The 15,904-nt window shown below is 57.5% G+C and carries 14 protein-coding genes; 5 read left to right on the plus strand and 9 right to left on the minus strand.

The window, feature by feature from the left end:
* The first annotated feature begins 293 nt into the window (after positions 1–293).
* Both ACLQMU_RS07260 and ACLQMU_RS07265 read left to right on the plus strand, forming a co-directional pair.
* Positions 294–677, plus strand: a complete 384-nt coding sequence (locus ACLQMU_RS07260; protein ID WP_424040462.1) for a response regulator — start codon at positions 294–296, stop codon at positions 675–677.
* A 504-nt stretch (positions 678–1,181) separates the two neighbouring features.
* Positions 1,182–3,560 (plus strand): Eco57I restriction-modification methylase domain-containing protein, encoded by a 2,379-nt coding sequence (locus tag ACLQMU_RS07265; protein WP_424040464.1) that lies wholly within the window; start codon positions 1,182–1,184, stop codon positions 3,558–3,560.
* A gap of 245 nt (positions 3,561–3,805) precedes the next feature.
* Here ACLQMU_RS07265 and ACLQMU_RS07270 read toward each other — a convergent pair whose 3' ends face one another.
* The 3 genes from ACLQMU_RS07270 to ACLQMU_RS07280 form a co-directional block, all read right to left on the minus strand.
* Entirely contained in the window at positions 3,806–4,246 is a 441-nt protein-coding gene (locus tag ACLQMU_RS07270) for a hypothetical protein (protein WP_424039292.1), read from the minus strand.
* A gap of 138 nt (positions 4,247–4,384) precedes the next feature.
* On the minus strand, positions 4,385–6,400 hold the full coding sequence (locus ACLQMU_RS07275) for a PAS domain S-box protein (protein WP_422150371.1): 2,016 nt from the start codon (positions 6,398–6,400) through the stop codon (positions 4,385–4,387).
* Positions 6,401–6,562: 162 nt separating this feature from the next.
* The gene (locus tag ACLQMU_RS07280) at positions 6,563–7,783 is read right to left on the minus strand and encodes a TiaS agmantine-binding domain-containing protein (protein WP_424039289.1); all 1,221 of its coding nucleotides are present in this window, start codon (positions 7,781–7,783) and stop codon (positions 6,563–6,565) included.
* Positions 7,784–7,826: 43 nt separating this feature from the next.
* Here ACLQMU_RS07280 and ACLQMU_RS07285 point away from each other — a divergent pair, with 43 nt between their 5' ends.
* The gene (locus tag ACLQMU_RS07285; protein ID WP_422150373.1) at positions 7,827–8,750 is read left to right on the plus strand and encodes a transcriptional regulator; all 924 of its coding nucleotides are present in this window, start codon (positions 7,827–7,829) and stop codon (positions 8,748–8,750) included.
* 64 nt (positions 8,751–8,814) lie between these two features.
* Positions 8,815–10,470 (plus strand): thermosome subunit alpha, encoded by a 1,656-nt coding sequence (gene thsA / locus ACLQMU_RS07290; RefSeq protein WP_424039287.1) that lies wholly within the window; start codon positions 8,815–8,817, stop codon positions 10,468–10,470.
* Positions 10,471–11,005: 535 nt separating this feature from the next.
* Here thsA and ACLQMU_RS07295 read toward each other — a convergent pair.
* Positions 11,006–11,593: a cupredoxin domain-containing protein gene (locus ACLQMU_RS07295; RefSeq protein ID WP_424039285.1), complete on the minus strand. Its 588-nt coding sequence runs from the start codon at positions 11,591–11,593 to the stop codon at positions 11,006–11,008.
* Positions 11,594–11,793: 200 nt separating this feature from the next.
* Here ACLQMU_RS07295 and ACLQMU_RS07300 point away from each other — a divergent pair, with 200 nt between their 5' ends.
* On the plus strand, positions 11,794–12,195 hold the full coding sequence (locus ACLQMU_RS07300) for a hypothetical protein (protein WP_422149875.1): 402 nt from the start codon (positions 11,794–11,796) through the stop codon (positions 12,193–12,195).
* A 31-nt stretch (positions 12,196–12,226) separates the two neighbouring features.
* On the opposite strand, the gene ACLQMU_RS07305 is transcribed toward ACLQMU_RS07300, so the two are convergent.
* The 5 genes from ACLQMU_RS07305 to ACLQMU_RS07325 all read right to left on the minus strand — a co-directional run bounded on the left by ACLQMU_RS07305 (position 12,227) and on the right by ACLQMU_RS07325 (position 15,892).
* Entirely contained in the window at positions 12,227–12,949 is a 723-nt protein-coding gene (locus ACLQMU_RS07305) for a hypothetical protein (RefSeq protein ID WP_424039283.1), read from the minus strand.
* A gap of 178 nt (positions 12,950–13,127) precedes the next feature.
* Positions 13,128–13,388, minus strand: coding sequence for a 4Fe-4S binding protein (locus ACLQMU_RS07310; RefSeq protein WP_422149877.1), 261 nt, complete (start codon positions 13,386–13,388; stop codon positions 13,128–13,130).
* On the minus strand, positions 13,385–13,912 hold the full coding sequence (locus ACLQMU_RS07315; protein ID WP_422149878.1) for a 2-oxoacid:acceptor oxidoreductase family protein: 528 nt from the start codon (positions 13,910–13,912) through the stop codon (positions 13,385–13,387). Before ACLQMU_RS07315 ends, ACLQMU_RS07310 begins: the two co-directional genes overlap by 4 nt.
* Positions 13,905–15,017, minus strand: a complete 1,113-nt coding sequence (locus ACLQMU_RS07320) for a transketolase C-terminal domain-containing protein (protein ID WP_424039280.1) — start codon at positions 15,015–15,017, stop codon at positions 13,905–13,907. The genes ACLQMU_RS07315 and ACLQMU_RS07320 overlap by 8 nt, the downstream gene beginning before the upstream one ends.
* Entirely contained in the window at positions 15,014–15,892 is an 879-nt protein-coding gene (locus ACLQMU_RS07325; protein WP_422149889.1) for a thiamine pyrophosphate-dependent enzyme, read from the minus strand. The genes ACLQMU_RS07320 and ACLQMU_RS07325 overlap by 4 nt, the downstream gene beginning before the upstream one ends.
* Between the last annotated feature and the right edge of the window lie 12 nt (positions 15,893–15,904).

Here is a 15,904-nt window from a genome sequence, read left to right on the forward strand (position 1 = left end):
TACCTACATCTCCGACCCGATGAAGGTCTCGATCGATGTGGAAAACCTGACCGGCTTTGCGGCCATCGTGTCCAATCCGGTCTACCTCTCCGTCCTGATCGCGGCTATCATCGGGGGAATCTACGCAATCCTGCACTTCAGGAAAAAGCAGAAATGAGGGTGCTGATACATCTGCCGGATGCCGACCACATGGCCAGAAAGGAAAACAGGAAGGATGATCTCATAAGGTGGACAGACACTGGGCCGAATTGTGGGTTCTTTATTTCCTCGTCCACGGTTCTTACATGATATCCGTGATCTATGTTGAAAATGATCCCGACTTTTCCTCATTAGTCTGCCACCTCTCCCATAAGTATGGGATATCCCTCCATCCCCTTTCATCTGTAAAAGAAGCATTGGAGTGGCTTACGGTAACCCCCGCCGATGTTATTGTTTCCGATTACGATATGCCGGAGATAAACGGCCTTGAATTTCTGAAAATCCTCAGGGCATGGGGGGACCTGACGCCATTTATCCTTTTTTCTGATGCGGAGACTATTGAAGAACTTGCGCGGGCTGCTGCACTGTACGGGTCTGTTGGCCTCATCTCCAAAAACAGGGATTTGGGAAAGCAGATCAACCATCTGGTGAACATGATCCGGATGGCAATCCAGGTTTCATCGAACAGAAACAGGTGATTTTATGCATTTTTGAGATTCGGAAAGTTCCACCGTGACTGATCCGGAACGCCAAACCCGCGTGGACCAAAGGAATGGCTGAGGATCTCAGATCAGGATGTATGCATCTCCCCTCTCACCTTACATTCTTGGAAAAAACCAGTCTGAGTTTGGGAAGGTATCCCATTTCCGCTAACTGGTCCCGGGGACGACCGGGGATGAGGATACGGTGGAAAATAACCTCTGGATGCTGTGTTTCCCGCTAATGCCTGCCGTTCCGGCCGGGACTATCCTGCAGGAAGGGCCGATGTCCGCCTCGTGTTCACTGGCGCTGCAACCGCGTCGGTACGGGAAATGGGGAACTCTCGCTTTCTGCACTTGTTATCCGGACACCTGGGTAACCCTGCGATGTCATCATCTCCCCTCTCCGGACGTACCTGACCCGGATTTTTCCTTTTTCCTTTGCCAGCCTGGCTGCCCCGCGCCCAACAACATTATTGCCCCGATCACGCCGAATATTACAGTATGCGGTGTCCTGATCCGGATCCGGGTAAACATAGGGACAGACTCTCACCGCCCGGTGCCGGGACCTCCCTCCTCCACGACCTGTCAGCATGGCGCGAACAGCTGGCCCGGAGCATCGCCCGGAACAACATTGGGGTGCGGAGTGCCGAGATCGCGCTTGCAGTGCACCGTACCCTGTTCCGGTTCTGCATCCTCGCCATCGCAGAAGACCGCCACCTCATCATTCCCGGGTATCTCCGGCAGGTACTCGATGCAGAGGACAGCGATCGACGGCTTGCGGAATTTTTTGCGGACGCCGGTGATCTCTGGGCCGGGCCGGAGGAATATCCGGACATCCCTGCCCGGCACAAACAATCCGCCGGGAAACGTCCCGCGATCGATGACCCGGTGATAAAAACAATAACTGCCCGGCTCCTGTCCGCGGACCGGCCGTACGATTTTTCCCTGCTCTCCCTTGAGGGGTGCGCCGGGGTCTTCGACCGGTACCTTGCCCGCACGATCCGGCGGTCTGCCGCCCACCAGGCGATCATTGTTGACCGGCCGGATGCCGGCATCGGGCATGCAACTCCCTCTCCTTCCCTCCTGGATTACGCGGTGGAACAGACCCTTGCCGCCGCTCTTGCCGACCGGTCCCCGGACGAACCGCTCCCTCTGCGCATCCTCGATCCCGCGTGCGGTGCCGGGGCTCTTTTGATCCGGGCGTTCCATGGGCTCGTCCCGCCACTGCATGGTAAGCAGTACACGGTCGCGGAGAGAACAGATCTCCTGCAGCACACACTTCACGGCCTCGATCCCGATCCCCATGCGGTTGCGGCCGCCCGGATGCTGCTCGCCTTTGCAGCCTGCGAAGGGGAAGATGCCAGGACCCTGCCCGGCGGTTTTTTTATCGTGTTCCGTGATCTGAACCGCATCCTTTCGGGCACGGTTCAGTGCGGGAATGCTCTCGTTGGTCCCGATATTATGGAAGATGAATCATGGGCGTTCTGCCCGGGCCGGGAGCGCCACGCGATCCAGCCTTTCGACTGGCAGGAGGGTTTTTTTGAAATTCTTGCGCCGGGCGGGTTCGATGCGGTGATCAGCCGCCCACCGGATGGCCCGGTGCCGGCGCGTGAATGGTGGCAGCAGTACGTCCGGCGGCATTATACCGTCTACGACCCCGGGGCCACCCGGTCAGCATTTTTTATCGAGAAAAGCCTCGCGCTCCTGCGCCCCCGGGGCGTGCTCGGGTACATAACCGGCGACTGCTGGCTCCACGTGAAGTCCGGTACACCCTTGCGGGAACTGCTGCTCGGCAGGCAGATCGATGAGATTGTGATTGCCGGTGACGGCACCTGTTTCCTCCGGCTTGAGAACGCCCCTCCTGCACACCCGTTTGTCGCCAGGCTCGCAGGGCCGAACCCGGCTGCCCCCGGGGACTGCCCGGGATTTCCGGTTGACCAGCAGGTGCTTTCGGCCGGGGGCTGGAGGCTTCGTGACACGAGAATGGAACGGGTGCTTGAAAAAATTTCCCGGGCCGGGACGCCGCTTCAGGACTACATTCTCGGCGAGATCCGGCATGGCATTGCGGTTGAACCGGAATCTGCGCTCGTAATCGGTGAGCATGAGCAAAAAGAGCTGATCCGTATGGATCCTCGCTGCAAAACTCTGGTACTTCCGTACATTGCCGGGGAAAAAATCGGAAGGTTCTGGATCTCATCGCCACAAAAATTCTGTATTTTCATCCCGCAGGGATGGATCGATAAGCATCCCGCGGCAGCCGGCCACGCGTGGCAGTGGCTGAAGAAGAGGCACCCGGGCATTACCCGACACCTCAAAGAGCATGAGGCGCTCTTAAAAGACCAGAGATCGCAGGGCGATTATTGGTGGGAGGTTGCGAGCGATCCGGACGCGTGGCGGGGGGAGAAAGACCGGATTATTTTTACGGCCCGGGTGTTCCCGCCTCGTTTCACGCTCGGCGGCAACCGGACTGTGTTCAGCCGGGAGGCCGGTATCATCCCGTCCGGGAGTCCGTACCTTCTGGGACTGCTCAACAGCCGGCTCGCCGCGTTCGTGCTCCGCAAATTTGGGGAGGAGACCTTTACAGCAGACGACCACCGACCCGGGGAGATCATCGGCCGGTTCCCGGTCGTCACCCCGGATTTTGATGACCGCAACGACAAAGCCCGGCATGATCGTATGGTCGCGCTCGTGACCGGGATGCTGGATCTGCACAAACACCTGAGTCTCGCGAAGACCGATCAGGAAAAGCGGCTGATCCAGCAGGAAATCGATTCCACCGATAAGCAGATCGACTCGCTCGTGTACGGGATCTACGGGCTCGCAGTCGATGAAATTGCCGTTGTGGAAGAGGCCCTTACGACGATAAAATCCCCCCCGTAAAACAGATGCCCCAAAATGGCCTCCTATTGGCCAGTTTCCCGAAAAACTACCTGAAGCATACCCCCAAAAACAGGGGGCGCCGGAACGCTTCTGTATTGCAGGTTCAAAAACCCCTAAATTCCAACAGTTTTTAAAAATCGTTCTTTTCCGCGGACTTTTTCACGGGCGTGGACACCATTTCCACTCCAGCCGGAAATGCGGATCGTCCGTTTGGCAAACGGAGCCCGTATAGGGCTTTTTTGACTTCAGCTTTTCCCCCCCTCCTCCTTGCGGAGGGGTATTACAATCCTGAACGGTGCCTTCTTCCAGTATGCCTCCCGGAAATGGGTGTTCCGGTACCCTTCTTTTGTATTCTCCTCGATCTCCGCGGTGGTGCCTGGGAGAACATAGAACCGTCGGTACGCCCGCTCGTTCTGCGTCCGTATCCAGAGCTCGCGGAGCACGTACGGCGGGAGCGGGAGGGTCCGGAGTGCCTCGAGATCGTCCGGGAATTTCTGTTCGATGATGCAATTATCACCGATTCCGTACCGGACTTTTTTGAGTCTCACGGCCACCATCACGGTCTCCCGGTACATCAGGCCGTCAAAGGGAAGTGTCGGATCGGTATTTTCCGCGCAGTGGTAGCCCATTTTTTCCGCACACGCCTTCCACCCGTTGCGGAGATCTTCCGGTTGTTTTCCTTTCATGCATTCTCTCACTGACAAAACCTGAATAGCGCGGTTTATTGTTTTAAAAAAGAATGAACCGGCGGGCCATATGCTTTCCTGCCCGCGGATTTTCTCTCTCAAACCCGGCTCGATTAAACAGTTGTCCACCCGTCCCTGTCAAGAGGGAAAATTTTCGTGTATCAGATGCCATTGTGTTTTCGCAGCGATCCGGTACTCGCCGTCTGGCACCCTGATCTCGAACCGGGCCCCCCTGCCCGGCTCTCCGGTCTCCCTGATGGTGATGCCGGACAGGGCGAGAATTTCCCGCACTAAAAACAGCCCGAGCCCGGTATGTTTCCCGAACCCGCGCTCGAAGATCTGTTCCTTTTCGTCACCGGCGACACCAACCCCGTTGTCCTCCCAGACGACCACCAGCGCATCTCCATCCCTGCGGGACGACACGCTGATTCCAGTCACCTGCTTGCCGTGCCGTATCGAATTGTCAAGGAGGTTTGTAAAAACTTTTTCAAACATCGGGTCTGCAAATACGGTCACGCCCCCCGTATCTGCAGTCAGGGATATGGTTGCCGGGACCTGCGAACGCGGCATGACTGTTTCGAGGTCTATCCACTGCGGATCACGGGTACCCAGATCCTGGTAGATCCTGGTGAATTCGATCTGCGACCGGATCGCCGTAATGGTGGATTCAATTTTCTCCAGGTACCCGGCCTGCCCGGGATCCGTGCATTTCTTTTTTGCGATTTTAAGATAGCCGAGGATAACCGTAATCTTGTTGTGGAGGTCGTGCCGCGTGATGCCGGTAAGCAGACTGAGCTGGCGGTTCGCCCGCCGGAGGGCATCGTCTGCTTTCCTGCGTTCGGTGATATCCTGGATGACACCGATAACCCTGACCGGATGGCCCCCGGTATCCTTTTCGAGCCGGGCAATGGAATGTATCACCTTCGGGGCAGATCCGTCAGCGGGATTGATCTCAAACTCAAGATCATATTCCTGCCCCGTGGTCAGCAGGTCAACGAGTACCTGGTGAACCCGTTCCCGCTCCGGGATGCAGGCTTCGATGTCCGCTATCGGGAAGTCTCCTGCTACGGCGGGATACCCGAAAATGCGAAGCGCGTTTGCAGACCCCCAGATCCTGTTGGCGGGAATATGATATTCCCAGCTGCCGGCATGGCCGATACTCTGCGCCATCACCAGCCGCTCTTCGTTCACCCGGAGCATCTGTTCGCTCTCTGCAAGCAGATCGAACTGCCGGCGAAGTTCCTGTTTGGCAGCAGTGAGCTGCTCGTTTGCCTTCAGCAGGTCATCGTATTGCAACCGTAACTCTTCTTCCGTTGCTGTGACCTGTTGATACGCTGCCCGGAGTTCCATCTCGTTCTTTTTTAATTCCGTGATGTCCCGGATAGACTCAATTGCCCCGGTTATCTCTCCTGCCTGGTTATAGAGCAGAGTTGCCTTGCCGAGCGCCGAGATCCGGTGACCTTTCGGGTTGGGAAGATCAGTCTCTGCCGTGATCGAGTTGCCGATCCGATAGATATGCGGATAGAACGCCTCATTTTTCTTATCCGGCTCAATGACCATGTCGATGAGAATCCGGCGCCGGGACCCGTAGAACGGAACCGCGTACTCAATGTTTCCCTTGCCCAGCATATCGCGGGCAGGGATGCCGGTCATCTCTTCGATGGCGCGGTTCCACGCGATCACGTGCCCGGACTGGTCGATGGCAAACGTGGCATCAGGAAGAAAATCGATGATATCGGAAAGACGCCGCTCGGAGTCATGGAGCGAGCGTTCTGCTTGTCTTGTCCGTACCGCCTGACGAATTTTGTGCGCAAGCTCGGCAAACTGGGCCTCCGGGTCGCCGCCTTTCTGGAGATAGAAGTCCGCACCGTTGTTGATCGCCTCGATCACGACCTCCTCGCGTCCCCGGCCGGTAAAAAGGACAAACGGGATGTCCCCGAACCGCTCCCGGACCGCTTTTAAAAAAGTGATCCCGTCCATCCCCTGCATATGGTAATCGGAGACGATGGCATCGCAGGACCGGATGGCAGGGGAATCCAGAGCCTCCTGTGCCGAGGTCACGGTTTTGACGCTGAAATCGCCGGACTGCTCCAGGAAGAGCTGTGCTATTTCAAGGAAACCCTGCTCATCATCAACATAGAGGACGGAGATCATCGCTTCGACACTGACCGGTGGATGATCTACAGAAGAGTACGATGATACAAAAAGATTCCCGTAGTGTACGTCCCCTCCGTCAGTTTTTATGCAAGCCCCCGCAATTATTTATGAGTGGCTGCCCGGGCTGGGGTTCCGGAAGTGGGCATACCGGTGATTTTCTTATCCCGGAGCTCCCCGGCACAGCGGCTTAGCAAGGTGCCTCCGTGCGGTCGGTGGGACCTCATACCAGCCGGCGGTGAGCATACGGGGGCTCTCCCGCATTTCCGGGTCCATCGCGTGCGCCCCGCACTTCCGGCACTTGAACCCTTTGCCTCTCCCGTCACTTGTCATGCGTTTGCTGCACGCGGTGCAGAGCGGGGCCCGGGTCAGGAGGTCCCGCGCCGGAACGACGAGGCACATCTTCTCCAGGTTGATGCTCCCCTTCTTGTAACTCCCGACCGCGACGATCTCATCGCCCGGCACGAGTTCCCGTACTATGTCCCGGAAATTTTTTGTCGGCTCGTAGGCCATGCACCGGACCTCTGCGTTGCCGTCCCGAATCACAAACGAGACATGGCCGCCGGCACCGGTCGAGGGTCGGCCGGCGACAACGCCACGCACCCGGTACGAGAGTCCTTCCCGCAGTGCCCCGCAGGTCCCGGAAATGAGGTGGGCGTCGGTCCCCTGGTTCGTCACCCAGATCTGTTCGAACGCCGGTTTTTCTGACCGGATGAAAAATCGGGCCGCCATTACCCACGACGGGCTCTCGCCCCGGATGCCAAAGAGGACCGGGTCCGGTGTGTGCGGCACGCAAACCACGACCTGATTTGCAACGTCCACGGTATCCCACGTGTGCGGGAACGTCGCTTCCTCCGCGGCAAAGAGGCTCTCTTTGTCCACCTCCCGGGGCGTGCCCCACCGGACCGGGTCCCGGTACGCGAGGATTTCATAGGTCGTATCGGCAAAGACGCTGGAAACGGCTGCGGTTGCCCCGATAAGCCCGCGCCGGTTCTTCCAGCCCCGGTACCGGGCGCCTGCTGCGTCAAGGACGCGTACAGCCTCTTCGATCTCGCAGAAATCCGTTACCGCTTTCCGGTAGAATGCCGGATCCGGGCGCCGGTCCACGACCACGACCCCGGGGTTGGTCTTTTCGCAGGAGAAATCGGCAAGTTCCTCTACGATGGCGCACGCGAGACAAAACGCCCGTCCGGGATCGCCCTCCACGTCGAGCGCGATCGCTGCGTTTCCCCGGGTCTTGAACGTCACGTTCGGGTTGAGCCGGACGAGCCGGGCCTCCCGGACCCGCATGTGGTCATGGATCAACCGGCGGGCCAGCACCGCGCCGAGATAGGTGGTGCACATGCCCGCCGGTGAGTCCGTATCATCGATACCGATCAGCATGTCTATATTAATATATGGGCACGCTCCATCCATTTGTAACTGCATGTCCCAGGAACGCCAGCTCCAACTGGTCACCAGTGTGATGATCTCTGCCGGCTTTGAGGTATCCGAGAAGTTTACCCTCCGGCCACGGAGTTTCGATCTCATCGCACGCGACAACGGGACCCTGCTCGTGATAAAAGTCGTTGCGCATATCGACTCGGTGAGCGAGGAAGCGGCGTTCGACCTTGATATGATCGCAGAGCACTTGGGTGGCGTACCTTTGATTGTCGGCGAACGCGCACGCGAAGCCGAACTTGAGCGGGGGGCGGTCTACATCCGGTACGGCATCTACGCGATCAGCATCGCGACGCTGTACGATTATTTCGTGGAGAAAATCCCGCCGCTCGTGTACGCCTCGCCCGGCGGGCTGTACGTGAACATCAACGGGGATGCCCTGCGGGTTCTCCGGGAGCGGCGCAACATGTCGCTGGGCGATCTTGGTCAGGTGCTCGGGGTGTCCCGGCGCACGATCAGCAAGTACGAGAGCGGGATGGGCACGACACTTGATGTCGCGATCCGGATCGAGGAGTACTTCAATACGGGCGTGGTCGAGTCCATCGACATCGTCCGGCGTGAACCTGCAGAGGCCGGGCCCGAAGAACCAAAGAAAAGGCAGGTCCCGGGCATCCCGATCGAATTCCTCGAGCAACTCGGGATGCAGCTCCACACCCTCCGGGGCGCGCCATTCCAGGCCCTCCTTACCTTCGACAGGCACACGATTCTCACCGGCTACGGCACGGCGCAGAAGGTGGTGAAAAGGGCCGCTCTCATCAGCAACCTCTCGAAGATCGCAAAGAAGCATGCCATGTGCATTATCACCGATTACCATCACCAGAAAAAAATCGGCCGGACGCTCGTAATCGGTGAGGAGCGCCTCCATGATATCGAGGACGGTTTTGAGCTCCTCGACATGCTCGGCGAGTGATTTTCCAAGGAATCTTTATATAGAACCACAAACCAATTTTAGTGCTAAAAGTGGTGATAATTTTATGTCGCAACAACTTGGAGGACAACAGATTCTCATTCTTAAGGAAGGCACCAACCGTACCCGCGGCCGTGACGCCCAGGGTATGAACATCACCGCTGCAATGGCTGTCGCCAGTGCAGTCAGGACCACGCTCGGCCCCAAGGGTATGGACAAGATGCTCGTCGATACCATCGGCGATGTCGTGATCACAAACGATGGTGTCACGATCTTAAAGGAAATGGACATTGAGCACCCGGCCGCCAAGATGATGGTCGAGGTCGCAAAGACCCAGGATGATGAGGTCGGCGACGGGACCACTACCGCAGTCGTTATCGCCGGGGAACTCTTAAAGAAGGCCGAGGGACTCCTCGAACAGGATGTCCACCCGACCATTATCGCTGCAGGATACCGGCAGGCCGCAGAGAAGGCCCAGGAATTCCTAAAAGATATCGCCATCGATGTCAAGGCAACCGACAAGGCGATGCTCAAGAAGATTGCCGAGACCGCGATGACCGGCAAGAGCGCAGAAGCCTCAAAGGACAAGCTCTGTGACCTCGTTGTCAAGGCCGTCACCATGGTTGCCGATGAAGACGGCACCGTTGACACCGACAACATCAAGGTTGAGAAGAAGACCGGTGGCAGTATCGAGGACTCCGAGATCGTTGAGGGCGTGCTTGTCGACAAGGAGCGTGTTCACCCGGCGATGCCAAAGAAGGTCACGAATGCAAAGCTGCTGCTCCTGAATGCAGCCGTCGAGTTCAAGAAGACCGAAGTCGACGCCGAAATCAACATCACTCACCCCGAACAGTTACAGGCATTCCTCGATGAAGAGGAGCGCATGGTAAAAAGCATTGTCGACAAGATTGTCGCAAGCGGTGCAAACGTCCTCTTCTGCCAGAAGGGCATCGACGACATCGCCCAGCACTACCTTGCAAAGGCCGGCATCTTCGCCGTCCGCCGTGTCAAGAAGAGCGATATGGAGAAGCTTGCCCGGGCAACCGGCGGCAGCCTTGTCTCTTCTATTGACGCGATCAGCAAGGAAGAGCTCGGCCATGCCGGCCTCGTTGAAGAGCGCAAGGTTTCCGGAGAAGAGATGACCTTTGTCGAGCAGTGCAAGAACCCCAAGGCCGTCTCGATCATCGTCCGCGGCGGGACCGAGCATGTGGTCGACGAACTTGAGCGCGCCATCAACGACGCACTCCGTGTCGTCGCGGTCGTTGTCGAGGACAAGAAGGTCGTCGCCGGTGGCGGTGCACCCGAGACCGAGCTCTCGCTGCGGCTCCGCGAGTACGCGGCAAGCGTCGGCGGCAGGGCACAGCTCGCCATCGAAGCATTCGCGTCAGCTCTCGAGATTATCCCCCGTACCCTTGCAGAGAATGCAGGGCTTGACCCGATCGACATGCTTGTCGAGATCCGTGCAGCGCACGAGAAGGGCAAGAAGACCTTCGGGCTTGATGTTTTCGAAGGCAAGGCAACCGACATGAAGGCAGCCGGCGTTGTCGAGCCGCTCCGTGTCAAGACCCAGGCGATCTCATCTGCCGCAGAAGCAGCGATCATGATCCTCCGTATTGACGATGTGATCGCCTCTTCGAAGTCCCCTGGCCCGGCACCCGGTGCCGGTGGTATGCCGCCGGGCATGGGCGGTATGGGTGGCATGGGTGGTATGGGCGACTATTGAGTCACCCCCTCCCCTTTAGAATCCCCGCATTTTTTAAGTTCACGGACGCTCTTTTCGAATTTTTTCAGGGTTTGTACGCGATTCTGTCTGCAGCCAGGAGGAGCAGAGGATTCCTGAACCTTCACGGTGTGGTGAGTTGCGCAAAAACCCCCGGGACTGTGTAATCCTCATTCAGGCTTTATCCATTCCTGTGGCATCATGATGAAGTCAGAACGCGGTTCCAGGGGAGACCCTGTTTTTTCAATAGACGATCTGCCAGGCAACCGAGGGATCATGACCGTTGCTTCAGACTGAAATTTTCGGGTTCGCTGCAATGATGCACGGGACCCTGTCGGGGAGTGGCACTCAGTGAAGGATATCGGAGAGAGATCGGGCCAGGGGTGCATGCAACCCTCCTCAGAAGTGCCAGGATAGTTCAGGATAATATCTGCAGATTCCCGAGAATCATTACTCCGGGGCTCTCTGCAATAATTTGCAAAAAGATCGCCCTAGCGTGGAAATCTCAACGAAAAAAGAAAAATAAGTGTTTTTGTGATTAACTGTAAAGTGAACCGGAAAGTGCGGTGCTTGGCGCCTTGACAATGATAGTCCCGGGGAGGGTTTTATTCTCCACAAGTACGTACACGTAGGTGCCTGAGTTTTGGCTGAAAGTATACGCGAACGCTCCGCCCGGAATAATAGGACCGGAATTGATCATACCGGTGTTATTTCCAATGGTTGCGATCGAATGGGAAACGTTGTCATCGTTTACCCAGCTGATGCCGGTACCCGGGAGCACAACATCGGTCTGGGGGGTAAAGCCGCTGCTCGTGATGTGGATCGTGGTGATGCCGCTGGCAGGAGTGAGCGTAACGGCGGGAGCCACCGTTGCTACGGTAGTTACATTCGGCACCGCGGTTACATTTGCCACTGGTGCCGCTGTCACATTTGCAAGAAGGGTCTCTGTTGTGACCGGAGCCGCAGTCTCCATCGTGGTAACAACAGGAGTGGCCACCGTAGTGACTTCGGTGACCGGGGCCGTTGTTTCTGTTGTAGTCTGTGCAGAAGGTGATGCAGTCTGTGTGCACCCGGTGACTGCCACCAGTGCAACAAGAAGGATAATAAATCCCATGAGCAGTTTCATATGGAGTACACATGAAATGTTCATAATTAAATAAATTTACTTTTTTTGCCTGAATCCTCTGCCGATTTCTCAAAATTCCCCCGAATTGAGGTGCATGTGGTGCAATCGCCCTGATCCGGTGATTTTTTCTGAGCAGTCAGGCCGGGACCTTCCCCCTGCTGCGACAGGTTAATGATGCCCCGGATGCACACGTATCCTCTATGAGCGACCGGTTCATCAGCGCAACATACTGTACCGACTGCTACCACTGCCGGAATATGGCAGACCAGCATATACGGGCAGAGCCCAATCTGGCCGATGTCACCTGCGAATCCTGCGGTGCGACACGGGTTTTCGTGCCCCTCATTGAGGATGTGGATGAAACCGGGATGTTTGCAAAACCCGGGCCCTGGCCGGTCTGGTCCCTCGCGGTGCCGGCTGTGTGCCGGAACTGTGGTGTTGACGGACTTCATGATCTGACGGTCGGGTGCCGCAACATCACAGTACGGTGCCGGAACTGCCGTTTCACCCACCTGTACCGGTTCAATCTTGAATATATGGCGGGGGATCCTGTTGAGGACAGGCCAGTAGGTGTTATCACCGGGCATTCAACCTGCCCGTAACGGACGATCCGGTTTTGAAAAAACGGTTTACTCAACTGCAGTGCAGGGACTGAAGCGCCGGGTACGTATCTGCGTAACATTCGAGAACATTTTTCAGGCGCGCAGCGAGTTTCTGGTTTTTTGCGAGCAGGAAAAAAACAATCTCGTTATCCGTGATGACGGCCGGTTCCGTTCCGGTACATTCTTCCAGCTGCATGCACCTGCGCCGGACGTACTCTTCGTGTTTTACCCGAGGGAAATGCTGGTAGATCATCAGGATAGAACCGCTGTCCATACGGTCGTAGGCCGTTTTTACTTCCGGGAGAAGCAGGTGCTTCTTATCCGGGTTCTCTTCCCCGAGGCCGGTATCCGGGTCGATGAAGATCAGGGAATTTTTTGGAAATTCATTAAAGACTGACCGGAAGTAGGTGTCGCGGTCATGGTTTGTGAACCGCCGCCTGCCGGGAATATCTATCAGGATCATCTCTTTATTGAAATACGTGCGGATCCCGGTGATATACTCAAGGTCGTCGTCTATCTCCTGCAGCCTTGTCAGGTGTTCCCGGAGTTCCTGGTTCTGGCTGCCTGCTTTTCCCGAGCGATACGCCTTTTCCAGATCTTTTCTGGCCGAGTTCTTCTGGTAGCCTTCTGCCTCCGTTCCGGTCAGCATCGGGACAAAAATAAAGCCTGCCAGGTCGGGCAGCGATTTCATGATATGCCGCACCAGATCGAACTTGAAGAGATCCCGGGTATCTCCAAAATACCTGCCGTTCATGGAGGCCTGCACCGGAAAGTGTATATACTGGCACTTGGTGAAAAAGGTTGCGAATTGAATCTCATCGTCGAAAACAAAAAGGTTCACCGGGATGGGACAATGTCTGTATCCGGCAGCCCCCCCCCAAAACAAAAACGTTTACAATATCTCTTTATAAAAATGACCGGGGAATGCAGGGTTACCTCTCTTCCCGCACCATGGCGATGGCTTTTTTGGGGCATTCGTTGGCGCAGATACCGCATCCTTTACAGAATCTGAGATCGACGATAAGATCGTCATCGATCGCCCCGTCTGGGCAGTACATCGCACAGAGCCCGCATTCGTTGCACTTCTCCTTGTTGACCACGGGCTTAAACACCCGCCACGAGCCGGTCTGCCCGGCTGCACCTTCGGTCGGCCTGCTCACGGCAAGCCGCTCGCGTTTTTTCGTGCTGCTCATGCACTCATCTCCCGGTATGCAGCCTCGGCAGCATTGACGTTGCGCTCATCGGTAAACATTCCCCGGATCGCCGCTTTCGCAGAATCGGCCGAGACGATCCCCATCTTTGCAAGCGCCCCAATCACCGGGGTGTTGAGGATCGGGCTCCCCGCAACCACGAGTTTTTCTTTCAGGGCGATTCCCGTCAGGTCGACATGAAAAGTCGTGTACCCGGCAAAATCCTTTTTGTGGGCGCTGTTGATGAGCACCCGTCCACCTTTCTTGAGCCCGTTCAGGACATCGACAGTATCCATCACGCTCGCATCGAGCACCACGACCAGGTCCGGGTCCCGTATCTGGCTGTAGACCTTGATCGGGTGGTCATCGATCCTGACAAACGAAACGACCGGCGCCCCGCGGCGTTCCGCACCGTAGAACGGGCACGCGGTCGCGTACTTTCCGTCATGGAGTGCGGCCATCGCAAGGAGCCGTGCAGCGGTCACGCCGCCCTGCCCGCCCCGGGAATGGATCCTGATCTCAAACATTGCCGGTCACCCCGAACCAGGACTCTGTGCCCATGCGGCGTTTCCGGACGAACTCCGCCATGTCATCGTACGTTACTTCCTGCCCGCCGAGACCGGCGATCACGCTGTAGACCTCGCAGTGGCCCTTTGCCATGATCTCGTGGGCGACGATGCCGCCGTACCCGAACGAGTAGTCCCGGTCTATCACCACGACCTCTTTCCCGGCAAGGTCGAGGTCAGGGAACGGCCGGAACCAGCGCAGGCGCATGGACCCGGCCTTTATGCCCTCTTTTCGCAGGATGTCGATGGCTACTTCAGCCTCTTTCCCGAACGTCCCCATGGCAATGAGGACAACGTCCGCGTCTTCGCATCGGTATTCCTCGGTCGGCCCGTACTTCCGCCCGAACCGGTCTGCAAAATCCTTCTCGGTTGCTGCGATCACCTTAACGGAGTCGCGCATCGAGCGCTCGATCTCCCACCGGAACCTGAAGTGCTGGTCGGGTCCGGTGAGCCCGCCGTACCCGGCCGGGTTTTTGGTATCGATGGCGTGAGGCAGGTGAAGGGGCGGGATGAAGTCCCCGGGCTCCACGGTGTCCAGCGGCTGCATGATGTGGGAGAGGGAGAACCCGTCGAGGTTGACCATCACCGGCAGCAGGACGTCGTTATGTTCGGCTATCCTGAATGCCATCAGGGTGGTATCGTAGGCCTCCTGCACGGTCGAGACATACACCTGCAGCCAGCCGGTATCGCGCTCCTGCATTGCATCGGTGTGCTCCGCCCAGATGTTCCAGCCGGGCCCGAGCGAGCGGTTCACGTTGGCCATCACGATCGGCAGGCGTGCTCCCGCCGCCCAGTTGGTCATCTCGTGCATGTAGAGCAGGCCATGGGCGCTTGTCGCGGTAAATGTCCGCACACCCGTGATGCCTGCCCCAATGCAGGCCGCCATGGCGGAATGTTCGCTCTCGACCGGGATATACCGGCTCTTCATCTGGCCGCTCGTCACGTAATCCGCGATCGTCTCGACGATCTCGGTCTGGGGGGTGATCGGGTATGCCGCGACCACGGCCGGCAGTGCCTGTTTGACTGCTTCCGCGATGGCCTTGTTGCCCGTTGCGATCTTCTTCATGGCTCTGCCTCCTCTGCGGCAAGTTTTTTGAGGTTGGCGGCAAGGTGGTGTTTGAGGATCTCAAGCGATTTTGCGTCGATGCCCGCAAACCGGCCCTGCGGGGCGAGATAATCTTCGAGCGGCAGCGGTTTTTTCATCGCCGCTTTCGAGGGTGCGCTGATGGAAAGTTTCCCGTGTTCACGTTCGTAGAGCACCCACATGCCGGATTTGACCGCAAGTTTTCCCATCTCGATTGTCTTCTCGGTCGGGTATCTCCAGCCGGGCGGGCAGGGGGCGAGGATATGGATGAAGGTCGGCCCCCGGAACGTGAGCGCCTTTGCCACCTTCTTGAAAATATCCTGCGGGTACGCGCTGCACGCGGTTGCCATGTATTCGAGGTGGTGGGCGGCCGCGATCGCGTCGATGTCTTTCTTCTCCACGGTCTTGCCGGTAGGGGTGGTGGTGGTCTTTGCGCCAAGCGGGGTCGCGCCCGAGCGCTGCATGCCGGTGTTCCCGTAGGCTTCGTTGTCGTAGCAGATATACAGGAAATCGGTGCCCCGTTCAAAGGCACCCGACATCGACTGGATCCCGATATCGAGCGTCCCGCCGTCCCCGGCGTACACGATCACGTGGGTCTTCTTCCCCATTGCCTGGAAGGCTTCGGTCATGCCCGATGCACATGCGGCAGCCGCGGCAAACGCGACGTTGTAGACCGGCACGTTCACCGCGGTGTTGGGGTAGATTCCCTGGATGACGCTCGTGCAGCATGCGGGCACGACAAGCACGGTGTCAGGCCCGGAAGCTTTTAAGACATAGCGCAGCGTCAGGGACGAACTGCACCCGGCGCACGCGGACGTGCATTTTTTTATGTACTCTTCCTTCGGGATTTCTGCGATGATCACCAACTC

The sequence above is a fragment of the Methanoregula sp. genome (assembly GCF_052325125.1).
Classification (GTDB): Archaea; Halobacteriota; Methanomicrobia; order Methanomicrobiales; family Methanospirillaceae; genus Methanoregula.